Genomic DNA, 13517 nt, shown 5'->3' on the forward strand with positions numbered 1-13517 from the left:
CCGCGCCTGATTCAACAACAGGAGTGGAAAGGAGTTTTCCGCTCGCCCGATCGAGCAGCTCCTCCTCAGGCCGGCGAGACCCGCACCGTGCAGATCTGGCGGCTCTCGACGATCGCGAAGCGCACCGGCAGAAAGCGCTCGATCACCGCGCAGTTGGTGCGGGTGTGCTGCGTCACATCGCTGCAGGTGAAGGCGCAGGCCTTCTTGCCCTGCCAGGCGGCGAGCGCCAGCAGCAGCGCCAGCTGGTCCGCGAGATGCGGGCCGACCGCAGCCTCGCTTTTCTGGAATTCGCGCAGCTCCTTCACGAGGCCATGCGCCACCTGCTCGGCGCTCAGCGACTTCTCGCCGAAGGCCGTGAACACCTCGGTGACGTGCTCGTACGCCAGCGTGGCCAGCAACGCGTTGCCGGGGCCTTCGTTCTGGCGCGCCGTGCCGAAACGCAGCTGTTCGCCGGACCAGCCCATCGCGCCGCCCAGCGTGTCGAGCTCGCGCGTCGGCACGTGGCGCGGCAGCCCGGGCGCCAGGCATTCGGCATGGCTCGACCGATGTTCGCCGCGCGCCATCAAGTCGAAGGGCTGCAGCGCGCCGGCCGCTGGAACGATCGTCGCCTCTACCTCGCCACCACCGGCCGGATAGAAGCCGCAGCGGCGCAGCGTCAGCTGCAGGTCGGCGCCCAGCCGGCGCACCAATGGCGCGAAGGCACGCTCCAGGAAATGGAACGGCGGCGCCATCGGGTTGTGCGTGCCACCGCTCAGGTGCACTCGGCTGGCCGCACCGGCAAGCAGCAGCGGCGGCAGCACGGTCTGCAGCACCAGCATGCAGCTGCCCGCGCTGGAGATCGAAAAGCGGTACTCGCCCGCGCGCACCGGGCCGGGCGCGAAGCTCAGCGACTGCGAGCCGAGCTCCGCGCCCTCCACCTTTGCGCCGCTAATTTCAGCGGCCGCGTTCACGCACGCGAGGTGCTGGCGCATCAGGCCCGGCTTGGCGCGGCCCGCGCGGATCTTCTCGATGGCCAGAGGCTGGCCCGTGGCCACCGACAGCGCGAGGCTGGTGCGCAGGATCTGGCCGCCGCCCTCGCCTTGCGAACCGTCGAGTTCAACCATGCGCAGGCTCCTGTTCCGCCTTCTTGGAGCGCAGCAATTCTTCGGTGCTCACGGGCATCTTCTTTTCCTTCTCTCTCTTCATTCAATCTTCCCGGTGACGGTCAGCTTGCCGGCGCTGTCGAGCTCGTACACGTCCAGGTCGTTGGCCAGGAACGCATGGCCGCGGTATTGCGCCTGTGTCTCGGCCATCAGCGCCGCCAAGCCTTCCTTGTTCTGGTGGCGTGCGCTGAAATGCGTGAGGACCAGGTTGGGCACTTCGACGGCTTGCGCGAACTCGGCCAGCATGCGCGCGGAACTGTGCATCGGCCCGGGGCCGACCTTGTCGAGCGCGTCCTGCGTGAAGGTGGCCTCGTGCACCAGCAGCTGCGCACCCTGGCAGGCATCGCGCAGCAGCGCGGGCTCGGCGTTGTCGCCGCCCAGCACGGCGGCGGCCGTGTCGACCTGCGTTTCCGTGTAGTCGGCACTGCGCAGCACATCGCCGTTGAAGGGCACGTCCTCGCCGGTCTGCAGCGCGCGCCATGCGGGGCCGGACGGAAGGCCGACGGCCCTCAGCGCATCGGCCTTCAGCCGCACGCGCCGCGTCTCGACCTGCACGCGATAGGCGTGGCTCGGTACGCGATGCCGCAGCAGGTGTCGCTCGATGCGCACGCCGGGTGCTTCGTACACCAGCGCCTGGTTCTCCAAATCGACGTGCTCCACCTCGTAGGGCAGGTGCAGGTCGGTCAGGTGGCGCGTGGCTTCGAACCACTCCCACACCGGCAGCGGCGCGATCAGCCTCAACGGCTTCGTGCGCTTGTTCATGCCCGCGCTCGCAAGCAACCCCGGCAGGCCATAGCAGTGGTCGCCGTGCACGTGCGTGATGCAGACGGCAGCCAGGTCGTTCAGCGACAGCGGCGTTTGCAGCACACGGTGCTGCGTGCCCTCGCCGCAGTCGACCAGGAACCAGTCGGCGCCGAGCACCGTCTGCACCGCGAGGCCGGAGACGTTGCGGTGGCGCGTGGGGGTGCCGGAGGAGGTCCCCAGGAAAGTCAGTTTCATCATCATCTCAATCACTCCCTGCGCATCAATGCGCTCTTCGCGGCGTCCGCGGCGAGGCGCTCCCAACTGAAGTATCGGCGCCCGCCTTCCGAACGGGCCGCCATGAATGCGTTGAGCCTTTCGAGATTCTCCGCACCACCCCAGCGGCCCATCGTCTGGATCGCCACGACGCGCAGGCTCCACCATTTGCTTTCAAGCGCGGCATCGACTTCAGCCACGGCTCGCGCATTCGGTTTCACCGCGCCCAACGCGCGAAGACGACCCGTCTGCTCGCGCAGGAGGTTTGCACCCGGTGCCGCATTCAACAGGCGCTCGCGTCGCGCGCGGCGGCATGCCAGGCATCGCACGGCGCGGCTGTCGATATGTCCGTGCACCACTTCGTACCACCACTTCTGCTGCTTCGCCGTCCACAGTTCTTCAGCCCCGCAATCGCGGCAGGTGAAGGGACGCCCAACATAAAAGTCCGGCAGCAATCCGTAGGTGTTGTTGTACTGCTGCAGGACGAGCCGATCCGCCGGCTCGCAGCCGATCGCAAATGCGAAGGCTGGCTGCGGCAGGCGGACATCCGGCAAACGCAGACGTGCAGCCGACGCAGCAGTGCGTTCGACGCGACGCGCCTTGATTTCGGCGCGGCGTTGCTTGTTGCTTTTCTTCATCTTCCAACCCTTCGCAATACGTACGGTGTTGCGAAAGCGGGCCGAAACCCTTCCTCCTACAACACCGCACCCATGGGGCCGCGGATCGGCCTCGTTTTCACCCCTTCACGCATACGACCTGCTTGAGCGTGTAGACCACCTCCACCAGGTCCTTCTGCGCATCCATTACCGCGTCGATGTCCTTGTAGGCCATCGGGATCTCGTCGATCACGTCGGCATCCTTTCGGCATTCCACGCCTTCGGTCGCGGCGATCTGGTCGGCGATGGTGAAGAGCTTCTTCGCCTTGGTACGGCTCATCTTTCGACCGGCGCCGTGGCTGCAGCTCATGAAGCTCTCGGGGTTGCCCTTTCCGCGCACGATGAAGCTCTTGGCGCCCATGCTGCCGGGGATGATCCCCAGCTCGCCGGCTTTCGCGCTCACCGCGCCCTTGCGGGTCACGAGCACGTCTTCACCGAAGTGCGTCTCGCGGCTCACGTAGTTGTGGTGGCAGTTCACCGCTTCCACGTGTGCCTCGAAAGGCTTGGTGATGACCTTGCGCACGGCCGCGACCACGCGCTGCATCATCACTTCGCGGTTCGCTCGCGCGAACTTCTGGGCCCAGCCCACTGCGCGCACGTAGTCGCCGAAGTACTGGGCGCCTTCCTCGAAGTACGCCAGGTCCTGATCGGGCAGGTTGCGCTGATGCAGCTCGGCATCCTTCTTCGCAAGCTCGATGAAGTGCGTGCCGATGGCATTGCCCACGCCGCGCGAACCCGAGTGCAGCATGAACCACACGGAACCCGCCTCGTCCAGGCACACCTCGATGAAGTGGTTGCCCGTACCCAGCGTTCCCAGGTGCTTGTGGTTGTTGGTGTTCTTCAGGCGCGGGTAGTCCTCGCAGATCGCATCGAACTCGTCCACCAGCCCGGCCCAGGCCACGTCGGTTTCGTTGGGAGGCGTCTCCCACGAGCCCTTGTCGCGGCCCATGCGCTTGGGGTTCGAGCCGTGCGGCACGGCCTTCTCGATCGCGGAGCGCAGCGGGCCCAGGTTATCGGGCAGGTCGTTGGCGTGCAGCGTGGTCTTGCACGCCATCATTCCGCAACCGATGTCCACGCCCACCGCGGCCGGGATGATGGCCTTGAAGGTCGGGATCACCGAGCCCACGGTCGCACCGATGCCGTAGTGCACGTCGGGCATGGCCGCGATGTGCCTGAACACGATGGGCAGGCGCGCAGCGTTCTCGAGCTGCTTCTGCGCTTCGGCTTCCACGGGCACGCCGCGGGTCCACATCTTCACGGGCACGCCGTTCTCGACTTCGTGCAGGTTGTAGTTCTTTTCCATTTCCATCTCTCTTTCTCTCTCTGTACTTTCTCACCAATGGTGGACACGGCGGGATTCGAACCCGCATCAATACGGCGACCGTGGTGTTTCAATCCAGCGGCCCAGTCGGCGATTGGAAACGCGCGCCAGTGACAGACCCGTCATCGGAGCCAGCACCTGCATCCTCAACCTTGCTCGTCGACCGACTTTCCCGCCGCATCCGGTGCTACCCGGACTGCCGGCAACATCAACATTTTTGGCAGTGGCGCTCCCTTCTGTGCCTGCGTGCCCAAAAACCAAAAAAAAAGAGGTGACCAGGAGCGGCGGGTTCTGAACTGAGCTATCTGCCGAAACAGACCGGGACTCGGACCCGGGACCTTCATGGCCAAGACCATGACGCTCTTACCTGTAAACCCACCTGCATTCACCTCGAAACAAAAAAAGCAGCGACAAGAATCGGCGAAACGTCGTGCTCTAACCACTGAGCTACGGTCTTTCGACCGGCGGGATTCGAACCCGCGACCACGAGATTAAGACTCTGTAGTTCCACCAGCATTCGCTGCAAAAAAACAGTGCGACAAGGATGACAAGACATAGGCCACGCCAGCACGCTGGCGCTGGGATTCGAACCCCGGCCGTGCCGGATGTAGTCCTGCCTGCATTCGCACTTCAACTTCGCGTCCCCGTCCGGCGACTAACGATCGATGTGAGGAGAACATGGTTGGATGTACTCACATCTGCATTCGCCGGACGACGACATCAATTCGATCGGCGGGGAGCGCCGCGAGCAAGGCCCGCGACGCCCTCGCACTCTCAGACCGAGGTTTCCTCGATCACACCCACCCAATGGTCGGCGCCCGGGCCACCCGCGGCATACACCGCCAGCAGCTTGAACACTTCGTCGCTGAAGCCGCCGATGTTCAGCACATCGCCACGCTCTTGCGCCTGAGTGGTCGCATAAGGCTGGATGTCGATGCACACCATCCGCGCCTTCGGGTTGCGCTTCTTGAATGCTGCCCATTCCTGCATGGTTGCGGTACCGCGGCCACGTGCAGGGTCGGCCCACGACTCGTTGTCCGACACCAGCACCACCAGATCGGCATGCGCTTTCTCGCGGTTCAGCAACGCCAGCGGCGCGCTGCACGAGGTACCGCCGCCGCCCACCGCCGCCAGCTTGGCCGCGTTGGTCATCACTGAATCGCGAGGATTCAGTTGCAGCGAAACCACCTTCGTCTCGAAAGGCAGCACACGCGCATCCGCATTGCGGCGCAGCACAGCAGCAGCCACCAGCGCGGCCACGTCGATGCATCGCACCGTCGTGGTAGCCGAACCGCGGTGACCCGTCACCGGCGAGCTCATCGAGCCCGACACGTCCGGACACACCACCACGCGGCCCTCGAACTGCGGCACATTGGCCAGCGCAAGTTCCATCGCGTCTTGCAGCGCCTCCTTCACCACATGCGGCACATCGGCACCGGCGGCCTTCCAGGCGGCCATCAGCTGGTACGGCAGCACGCGAGCCTTGGCAACCGCCAGCGGATCGCGCAGCTTGGCGGCCACCGCTTCGGCGAGGCCGGGCAATGCGAACACGCCGTGACGAGCGAAGGTGTTCAGGTTCTGACGCACCATCTGCCACGAACCACGCTGCGCGATCTGCGCCCAGGCCTGCGTATTCAGTTCCAGCGCGGTCAGCATCTGGAAGGGCACGTCGGGCACATCCTGCGTACGATCGCGCTTGAAGCGTTCGAAGGCCTGCGTGACCGGAGGCAGCGCCTCCAATGCATACGGACGATCGATCAGCCATGCGAACCACGCGGCACGCCAGGCTTCGGCGGGCTTCGGGTGAACCATCTTCACCACGTCGGCCAGCGACGGCGTGTTGCCCACGGCAGCATTCAGCAGTTGCGCTTCGGTCGCTTCGAGCAGCCATTGCTGCACCAGCTTCTTCGGACGCGTACCGAGCGACTTCCGGCCCGCCGCGCCGGAACGCAGCATCTGCACGAAGTTGCGCAGCATCTTGCCGTTATCGATCACGCGGCCAAACACCTTGGCCAGCAGCGACACGTCGCGCACGGCCAGCGTGGCGGCCAACAGTGCCGGCATGTCCTTCATGCGGCCTGCGCGGCGGGCGTACACGGCCGTCTTGGCCACGAACAGCGGATCGACTTCTCGGGCCAGGGCCAGCACGGCGTCGAGCTGATCCTGAGCCTGCGCGTAGAACGTGTTGTTCAGGCAACCGGTGGCCGCGAACTGCGCCAGACGGTGCTTGGGCGACAGCGCATAGGCGGCGCCGCCGGCTTCGTTGCGGATATCGGCAGCGGGTTGCAGGGCACCGCGCAGCGTCTGGAAGAGTTGAAGGTTGGCCATGTGACTTCTCCTTGTTCGGTTCTTTTTTTCGGTTGTCTTCTTGAGTTGTGATCCTTATTGCAACGGGTGTGCCAGCGCACTCGCCCTCGACGATTCAATCTTTCAAGCTGTTGATTTGATTGAAGTTTTTCCACTTTCGAGCATCCGAGCGCGGCAAACCTGCCTCTGACTCACATTCATTTCTTATAATTTTGGATAGCTATTTATCCAATTAATGAAGAAACCCATCGTCGTCATCGGCTTCCTCGGCACCCAACTCGACGCCGGCCAGGGCGCGGGCCGCTGGAACAAGTGGCGCCCCACCGTCTCGCTCGCGCAGCACGAGGACATGGTCGTCTCGCGCCTGGAGTTGCTCTACACGCTGCGGCACAGGGCTCTGGCCGAGGTGGTGAAGGCCGACATCGCCGCCGTGTCGCCCGAGACCACGGTCAACCTCGTGCCGATCGATCTCGCGGACCCATGGGATTTCGGCGAGGTCTATACGCGCCTGTACGACTGGGCGCGCGGCTATCCCTTCGACACCGAACGCGAGCAGTACTGGACGCACATCACCACCGGCACGCACGTCGCGCAGATCTGCATGTTCCTGCTGTCGGAATCGCGCGTGGTGCCCGGCGTACTGGCGCAGACCTCGCCACCGAAGAAGCAGCGCGAAGGCGAGGCCGGCAAGTGCACGCTGATCGACCTCGACCTGTCGCGCTACGACGTGATCGCGCGGCGCTTCGATGCGGAGCAGCGCGATGCCGTCGCATTCCTGAAGAGCGGGATCGCCACGCGCAACGCGCGCTTCAATGCACTGATCGACGAGATCGAGCGCGTGGCGGTGCGTTCGCGCGCGCCGATCCTGCTGGTCGGGCCCACCGGTGCGGGCAAGTCGTTCCTGGCGCGGCGCATGTTCGAGCTGAAGCAGGCACGGCACCAGATGACGGGGCCGTTCGTGGAGGTGAACTGCGCGACGCTGCGCGGCGACGGTGCGGCCTCGACACTGTTCGGTCACAAGAAGGGCTCATTCACCGGCGCCGCGGCCGACCGCGCGGGCCTGCTGCGCACGGCGCACCAGGGCGTCCTCTTCCTCGACGAGATCGGCGAGCTCGGGCCCGACGAGCAGGCAATGCTGCTGAAAGCGATCGAGGAGAAGCGCTTTTTCCCCGTGGGTGCCGACAAGGAGGTGGAAAGCGACTTCCAGCTGATCGCCGGCACCAACCGCGACCTGCGCAGCGACGTGGCTGAGGGGCGCTTCCGCGAAGACCTGTTCGCGCGCATCAACCTCTGGACCTACGACCTGCCGGGCCTCGCGCAGCGGCCCGAGGACATCGAGCCCAACGTCGACCACCTGCTGGCCATTCACGCGGCGGAGAACCATCGCGTGGTGCGCTTCAACGCCGAGGCGCGCGCGGCCTACCTGCGCTTTGCGCAAAGCGGCGAGGCGATCTGGAGCGGCAACTTCCGCGATCTCTCCGCGAGCGTGACGCGGCTGGCAACACTGGCCGATGGCGGACGCATTCCGGTGGCGCTGGTCGAGGCGGAGATTGCTCGGCTGCGGTGGCTGTGGAAGCATGCGGGCGCGTTGCCGGCCACCAGCGAAGGCGTGGACCTGGATGCGCTGCTCGGCGAGAACCGCGCGGCGGCGCTCGACCTGTTCGATCGGCTCCAGCTCGAGGCGGTGATGCGCGTGTGCCGGCAGTCGCGCAGCCTGTCGGATGCGGGCCGCCAGCTGTTCCAGGCCTCACGCGCGCAGCGCAGCGTGGTGAACGACGCGGACAGGCTGCGCAAGTACCTCGCCAAGCATGGGCTCGAGTGGGGCCGGATCGCCGACGCCTGAGCTATCCTCCGCCGCGATGGCCATCTCCGCATTCGTCGTGAAAGTCCCCGCCGCCGAGCCTCTCGTCGGGGACTTGCGCTGCCGCTACGACGCGACCGTCGCACTGGGTGTGCCGGCGCACGTCACGGTGCTCGTTCCTTTCATGGACCCTGCGCTGATCACACCCGAAGTGCTGGAGCACGCGCGGCAGGCTCTGAATCGGACGCCTTCGTTTGTCTTCTCCCTGGGCAAGGTCGGGCGCTTTCCCGAGACCGCATACCTCGCACCGGAACCGGCTGCGCCCTTCATCGAAATGACACTGGCGCTCGCGGACGCATTTCCCGATTTCCCACCGTATGGCGGCGAGCACGAAGGTGTCATTCCGCATCTGTCGGTGGCGCACGGCAAAGCGCTCGATGCGGACGCGGCGGTTGCCGAATTGGAGGCACACCTTCTCGCATCGGGTGCCGTGCATGCGAACTGCACCGAAGTCACGCTGATCGAAAACTCGTCGGGGCGCTGGCAGGACATGCACGTCTTCCGGCTGCCTCCGGCCACTCAAGCATGACGAACCACTCAGTCCGCCGATGGTGCAAGAGGCTGGCGCTGTGCGCGCTGCCGCTCATGCTGGCGGGCTGCGTCCAGTCGATGTTCTACTACCCCGACAGCGTGCGCTACGAAACGCCCGACGTGCTGGGCCTGCGCTACGAGAGCGTGCAGTTCGCCAGCGCCGACGGCACGCGCCTGAGCGGCTGGTTCCTGCCCGCGGAGAACCGCCAGAACCCGAAGGAAGCGAAGGGCACGGTGGTGCACTTCCATGGCAACGCGCAGAACATGAGCACGCACTGGCGCTTCGTGGCCTGGCTGCCGAAGCAGGACTACAACGTGTTCGTGTTCGACTACCGCGGCTACGGCCAGTCCGAAGGCAAGCCGGAGCCCAAGGGCGTGTTCGAGGACTCCCATGCCGCGCTGAACTATGTGCGCTCGCGCGGCGACCTCGACCCCGAGCGGCTGTTTTTGTTCGGGCAGAGCCTGGGCGGCACCAACGCCATCGCGGTGACGGGATCGGGCAACAGGGCGGGCGTGAAAGCGGTGGCCGTCGAATCGACCTTCTATTCCTATTCGTCGATTGCCAACGAAAAGCTCTGGGGCGCCGGCTTGCTCGTGAGCGACGAGTACGCGGCGTCGAAGTACGTGGCGGCGGTGTCGCCCATTCCGCTGCTGCTGATCCACGGCACGGCCGACCAGGTGATTCCGTTCGCGCATTCGAGGCGCCTGCTGGCCGATGCGCGCGAGCCCCGCCGGCTGATCGAAGTACCGGGCGCCGGCCACCTCGAACCGATGACGGCCCTGCGCTACGGCGCCGCCTACCGGAAGGCGCTGACCGCATTCTTCGAGGCCGCTCAACATCCGCTGCAGCAATGACAACCGCCATGAAGCACTTCGACGAAGCCGCCACCCGCGCACCCCTGAGCTTCGAGCGGCTGGTGCCCGCGCTGCACGCGGCCTTCGTTGCCGGGGCGCAGGTGCCGCCGCGCCATGTGCACGGCATCGAGACCGCATCGGACGGCGAAAACAAGGGCACCGTGCTCATCATGCCGGCATGGAGCGATGCGGGCTTCCTGGGCATCAAGACCATCAACATCTTTCCGGGCAACAGCGCGCGCGGCCTGCCCGGGCTGCATGCGACCTATGTGCTGTACGACGCGCGCACCGGCGTGCCGTTGGCGATGATGGACGGCAACGAGATCACCGCGCGCCGCACGGCTGCCGCCTCGGCACTGGGTGCGTCGTTTCTGGCACGCAACGACGCGCGCCGGTTGCTGGTGCTGGGCACAGGCCGCATCGCGCGCATGCTGCCGGCGGCGCATGCGAGCGTGCGGCCCATCGACGAGGTGTGGGTGTGGAACCACCGGGCCGAAGGCGCCGAGACGCTGGCCGCGCAGTGGCGCGCCGAGGGCTGGAACGCGCGAGCTGTCACCGACCTGGAAGCGGCCGTGCGCCAGGCCGACATCGTGAGCTGCGCCACGCTGGCCACCGCGCCATTGGTGCGCGGCGAATGGCTGGCACCGGGCTCGCACCTGGACCTGATCGGCAGTTTCACGCCAGCCATGCGCGAGGCCGATGCGCAGTGCTTTGCGGGGGCCCGCACCTTCGTCGACACCGACGAGGCGCTGCAGAAATCCGGCGACCTGCTCGATGCGATGGCGGCCGGCACGCTGCGGGTGGAAGACGTCGGGGGCACGCTCGCCGCACTGTGCCGCGCCGAGCGCCCGGGTCGCTCGACCGACGAAGAGCGCACGGTGTTCAAGGCCGTCGGCAGCGCGCTGGAAGACTTGGCTGCTGCCACTCTGGTGTGGCAATCGAGAGACACGATCTAATCCTTTTGGCCTAGTTCAAGCCAGGAAAACCGCTGTCACGGCTGGTTTTTCCAACATCCGGATACGCCTTGTAGCCAATAGTAAACATTGCGCTTTGCGGCTATCGTGCTCCTGAACTACCGACGGGGGCCACATGCTCAGCACCCAACACAAAGCCAACATCCTCCGCAAGGCCGGATACGCCGTGCCGGCCGAGCCGGGGAGTGCCAACTGCATCCACCAGACGGCCCAATGCTGGGAGAAGGCGATCGACACGCTCTACGTGTCGTACTCCGCCAGGCGCGCCGCCAAGAGCCTGCGGGACGCGGAGGAGGCGCGAATGCTGGCCTTGCTGCAGTTGCGCTCGGCCAAGGCCTGCGCCTGAGGCCTGTCGCCGCGGCGGGGCCCGCGCGGCTGTCAGCCTGTGCGCTGGCGGTCGCGCAGATAGGCGAGGATTAACCTGACGAGTTCGCTTCGCAGCGCAGGCAATGCCATGTCGCCGCGATGCGCCGCGGCATGGACGACGCCTTCGACGGCGGAGGAAAGTACGCGGGCTGCCATGTCCTCCTCGTCGTCGCCGTGCTCCGTGTTCGCGCTCGCGGCGACCAGGGCCCGGTAGCGCCGCTGGTATTGCGCCTCGAACTCCGCATGGCTCGAACGGGGTGCGAGCGGCACCTCGTCGAGCAGGATCCGGTGCAGCGCCTGATCGACCGAGTGGGCGGCAATGACACCGTCGACGAATCGCGCGACGCGCTGCTCCAGCGCGATGGGTTCGCCGTCTCCGCCAGCGCCGGACAACGCCGCGAGCACTTCGTCGAGATGGCGCTCGCGGATCGCCTCGGCAATGGCGAGCTTGTCCGGGAAGTACTGGTAGAGCGAGCCGACACTGACGCCCGCAACCGCCGCGATCTCGTTGGTGGTGAAACGCGCCCATCCGCGGCGCGCCAGAACGCGAGTCGCGGCCTCGACGATTACGTCCACCGTGACGCGCGAACGCTGCTGGCGCGGTGCTTTGCGCATGGTCCGGCGCTGTGGGGGAATGCGAGTACCCAAGTTCGAGGCTCCACTCAAGAATAGGACCGCACGCAACGCGTGCATTCAACCGTTCAAGGGGAGATTGTGATGAGTACGCAGACGCTTCTGGCTTCGCTGTTCCGGTACAAGGCCTGGGCCGACGAAGGGCTCCTGGCAGGTCTCGCAGGCCTGGCCGCGAAGGGCCCGGCCGACGAGTACCGCTGCGCGATGCGCGTGTTCAACCACGCCTGCATCGTCGACCGCATCTTCGTTGCGAATCTCCAGCGCAAGGCGCACGCATACACGGCGACGGGCTCGCGCGAGCCGCCAGTCCTGGAAGCGCTGGCCGAATCGGTCAGGGAAACGGACCGCTGGTACGTCGACTACGTCGCGCGCCTGGGTCCAGAGGAGCTTGCGGAAAGCATCGAGTTCACGTTCACCGACGGCAGCCCGGGCCGCATGTCGCGCGAGGAGATGCTGGGCCACGTGGTGGCCCATGGCGGCTATCACCGGGGCGAGGTCGGCCAGATCATGACCCGGCTCACGGGAGCGTCGCCGCCCGATACCTTCACCGGCTATCTGCACCAGGCCGAGCCCGCGCGCCGCGAGCGGAATGCGTAGCGGCGCGGGATCGGGGCATTGCGTCCGCGGTGGGGTTGCCAGTCAGACGCGTTCGAGAATCACCGCAATGCCCTGCCCCACGCCGATGCACATCGTGCACAGCGCATAGCGGCCGCCGCCCCTGTGCAGCTGGTTGACTGCGGTGGTGGCCAGGCGCGCACCGCTGGCGCCCAGCGGGTGGCCCAGCGCAATGGCGCCGCCGTTGATGTTCACGCGGGCGTCGTCGTCCTTCAGGCCGAGCAGGCGCAGCACGGCAAGGCCTTGTGCAGCAAAAGCTTCGTTGAGTTCGATGACGTCGATCTGGTCGATGGTGAGGCCGGTCAGCGCCAGCACCTTCTGCGTGGCTGGCGCAGGGCCGATGCCCATGACGCGCGGCGCAACGCCGGCGGTGGCCATGCCGACCACGCGGGCGCGCGGCGTCAGGCCGTGCCTGGCGGCGCTGGCTTCGTCGGCCAGCAGCAGCGCGCAGGCGCCGTCGTTCACACCGCTGGCGTTGCCGGCGGTGACGGTGCCGTCGGGGCGCACCACGCCCTTGAGCTTGGCGAGCGATTCGAGGCTGGTCTCGCGCGGATGCTCGTCCTTGTTGACGATGATGGCGTCGCCCTTTTTCTGCGGCACGCTCACGGGCACGATCTCGGCGTCGAAGAAGCCCGACTTCTGCGAGGCCACGGCGCGCAGCTGTGAGTTGAGCGCCATCAGGTCCTGCGCCTCGCGCTCGATCTTGTAGTCGGTGGCCACGTTCTCGGCCGTCTCGGGCATCGAGTCGACGCCGTACTGCGCCTTCATGAGCTTGTTGACGAAGCGCCAGCCGATGGTGGTGTCGTACACCGCGTTGTTGCGGCTGAAGGCGCTCTCGGCCTTGGGCATGACGAAGGGCGCGCGGCTCATGCTTTCCACGCCACCGGCGATCATCAGGCCGGCTTCACCGGCGCGAATGGCGCGTGCCGCGGTGCCCACGGCATCGAGGCCGGAGCCGCACAGGCGGTTGATGGTGCCGCCGCCGATTTCGAGCGGCAAGCCCGCCAGCAGCGCCGACATGCGCGCGACGTTGCGGTTGTCTTCGCCGGCCTGGTTGGCGCAGCCGTAGAGCACGTCGCTCACGGCTTGCCAATCGACGTTCTTGTTGCGTTCCATCAGCGCACGCAGGGGCACCGCGCCGAGGTCGTCGGCACGCACGCTGCTGAGCGAGCCGCCGTAGCGGCCGAAGGGGGTGCGGACTGCGTCGCAGATGAAGGCTTGGTTGGTCATGGTCTGTCT

General features: G+C 66.3%; 13 protein-coding genes. 6 read left to right on the plus strand and 7 right to left on the minus strand.

All coding sequences use genetic code 11. The features are described from left to right. Positions 1-65: 65 nt before the first annotated feature. The 5 genes from rtcA to ASC92_RS22300 all read right to left on the minus strand — a co-directional run bounded on the left by rtcA (position 66) and on the right by ASC92_RS22300 (position 6464). Positions 66-1103, minus strand: coding sequence for an RNA 3'-terminal phosphate cyclase (rtcA, locus tag ASC92_RS22280; protein ID WP_082519673.1), 1038 nt, complete (start codon positions 1101-1103; stop codon positions 66-68). 78 nt (positions 1104-1181) lie between these two features. Beyond that, positions 1182-2141, minus strand: coding sequence for a ribonuclease Z (locus tag ASC92_RS22285; protein WP_235505948.1), 960 nt, complete (start codon positions 2139-2141; stop codon positions 1182-1184). Between the two features lie 11 nt (positions 2142-2152). Then, positions 2153-2797 (minus strand): zinc-ribbon domain containing protein, encoded by a 645-nt coding sequence (locus ASC92_RS22290; RefSeq protein ID WP_056520142.1) that lies wholly within the window; start codon positions 2795-2797, stop codon positions 2153-2155. A 97-nt stretch (positions 2798-2894) separates the two neighbouring features. Next, positions 2895-4118 carry an RtcB family protein gene (locus ASC92_RS22295; RefSeq protein WP_056520144.1) on the minus strand — a complete coding sequence of 408 codons (1224 nt, stop codon included), beginning with the start codon at positions 4116-4118 and terminating at the stop codon, positions 2895-2897. Positions 4119-4910: 792 nt separating this feature from the next. Then, positions 4911-6464, minus strand: coding sequence for a vWA domain-containing protein (locus ASC92_RS22300; RefSeq protein ID WP_056520146.1), 1554 nt, complete (start codon positions 6462-6464; stop codon positions 4911-4913). A 214-nt stretch (positions 6465-6678) separates the two neighbouring features. Here ASC92_RS22300 and rtcR point away from each other — a divergent pair, with 214 nt between their 5' ends. The 5 genes from rtcR to ASC92_RS22325 all read left to right on the plus strand — a co-directional run bounded on the left by rtcR (position 6679) and on the right by ASC92_RS22325 (position 11010). Then, entirely contained in the window at positions 6679-8286 is a 1608-nt protein-coding gene (gene rtcR / locus ASC92_RS22305; RefSeq protein WP_056520148.1) for an RNA repair transcriptional activator RtcR, read from the plus strand. 16 nt (positions 8287-8302) lie between these two features. Continuing rightward, on the plus strand, positions 8303-8833 hold the full coding sequence (locus ASC92_RS22310) for a 2'-5' RNA ligase family protein (protein ID WP_056520150.1): 531 nt from the start codon (positions 8303-8305) through the stop codon (positions 8831-8833). Continuing rightward, entirely contained in the window at positions 8830-9690 is an 861-nt protein-coding gene (locus ASC92_RS22315; protein ID WP_056520152.1) for an alpha/beta hydrolase, read from the plus strand. Before ASC92_RS22310 ends, ASC92_RS22315 begins: the two co-directional genes overlap by 4 nt. Before the next feature lie 8 nt (positions 9691-9698). After that, positions 9699-10646 (plus strand): ornithine cyclodeaminase family protein, encoded by a 948-nt coding sequence (locus ASC92_RS22320; RefSeq protein WP_056520154.1) that lies wholly within the window; start codon positions 9699-9701, stop codon positions 10644-10646. A gap of 133 nt (positions 10647-10779) precedes the next feature. Further along, positions 10780-11010 carry a hypothetical protein gene (locus tag ASC92_RS22325; RefSeq protein WP_056520155.1) on the plus strand — a complete coding sequence of 77 codons (231 nt, stop codon included), beginning with the start codon at positions 10780-10782 and terminating at the stop codon, positions 11008-11010. 32 nt (positions 11011-11042) lie between these two features. On the opposite strand, the gene ASC92_RS22330 is transcribed toward ASC92_RS22325, so the two are convergent. Next, a complete protein-coding gene (locus tag ASC92_RS22330; protein ID WP_056520158.1) occupies positions 11043-11645 on the minus strand; it encodes a TetR/AcrR family transcriptional regulator in 603 nt (200 codons plus the stop codon). A 102-nt stretch (positions 11646-11747) separates the two neighbouring features. On the opposite strand from ASC92_RS22330, the gene ASC92_RS22335 reads away from it, so the two are divergent. Beyond that, positions 11748-12260, plus strand: coding sequence for a DinB family protein (locus ASC92_RS22335; protein ID WP_056520160.1), 513 nt, complete (start codon positions 11748-11750; stop codon positions 12258-12260). Between the two features lie 42 nt (positions 12261-12302). Here the strand turns inward: ASC92_RS22335 and pcaF are convergent, their stop codons facing one another. Then, a complete protein-coding gene (pcaF, locus tag ASC92_RS22340; protein ID WP_056520162.1) occupies positions 12303-13508 on the minus strand; it encodes a 3-oxoadipyl-CoA thiolase in 1206 nt (401 codons plus the stop codon). Positions 13509-13517 lie beyond the last annotated feature (9 nt).

The organism is Variovorax sp. Root411 (assembly GCF_001425205.1).
Classification (GTDB): domain Bacteria; phylum Pseudomonadota; class Gammaproteobacteria; order Burkholderiales; family Burkholderiaceae_C; genus Variovorax.

Coding starts and splice junctions, on each gene's coding strand:
- ASC92_RS22285 (WP_235505948.1), bottom strand. CDS start 2,141: ATGAAACTGACTTTCCTGGGGACCTCCTCCGGCACCCCCACGCGCCAC.
- ASC92_RS22335 (WP_056520160.1), top strand. CDS start 11,748: ATGAGTACGCAGACGCTTCTGGCTTCGCTGTTCCGGTACAAGGCCTGG.
- ASC92_RS22325 (WP_056520155.1), top strand. CDS start 10,780: ATGCTCAGCACCCAACACAAAGCCAACATCCTCCGCAAGGCCGGATAC.
- ASC92_RS22315 (WP_056520152.1), top strand. CDS start 8,830: ATGACGAACCACTCAGTCCGCCGATGGTGCAAGAGGCTGGCGCTGTGC.
- ASC92_RS22295 (WP_056520144.1), bottom strand. CDS start 4,118: ATGGAAAAGAACTACAACCTGCACGAAGTCGAGAACGGCGTGCCCGTG.
- ASC92_RS22310 (WP_056520150.1), top strand. CDS start 8,303: ATGGCCATCTCCGCATTCGTCGTGAAAGTCCCCGCCGCCGAGCCTCTC.
- pcaF (WP_056520162.1), bottom strand. CDS start 13,508: ATGACCAACCAAGCCTTCATCTGCGACGCAGTCCGCACCCCCTTCGGC.
- ASC92_RS22320 (WP_056520154.1), top strand. CDS start 9,699: ATGAAGCACTTCGACGAAGCCGCCACCCGCGCACCCCTGAGCTTCGAG.
- rtcA (WP_082519673.1), bottom strand. CDS start 1,103: ATGGTTGAACTCGACGGTTCGCAAGGCGAGGGCGGCGGCCAGATCCTG.
- ASC92_RS22330 (WP_056520158.1), bottom strand. CDS start 11,645: ATGCGCAAAGCACCGCGCCAGCAGCGTTCGCGCGTCACGGTGGACGTA.
- ASC92_RS22300 (WP_056520146.1), bottom strand. CDS start 6,464: ATGGCCAACCTTCAACTCTTCCAGACGCTGCGCGGTGCCCTGCAACCC.
- rtcR (WP_056520148.1), top strand. CDS start 6,679: ATGAAGAAACCCATCGTCGTCATCGGCTTCCTCGGCACCCAACTCGAC.
- ASC92_RS22290 (WP_056520142.1), bottom strand. CDS start 2,797: ATGAAGAAAAGCAACAAGCAACGCCGCGCCGAAATCAAGGCGCGTCGC.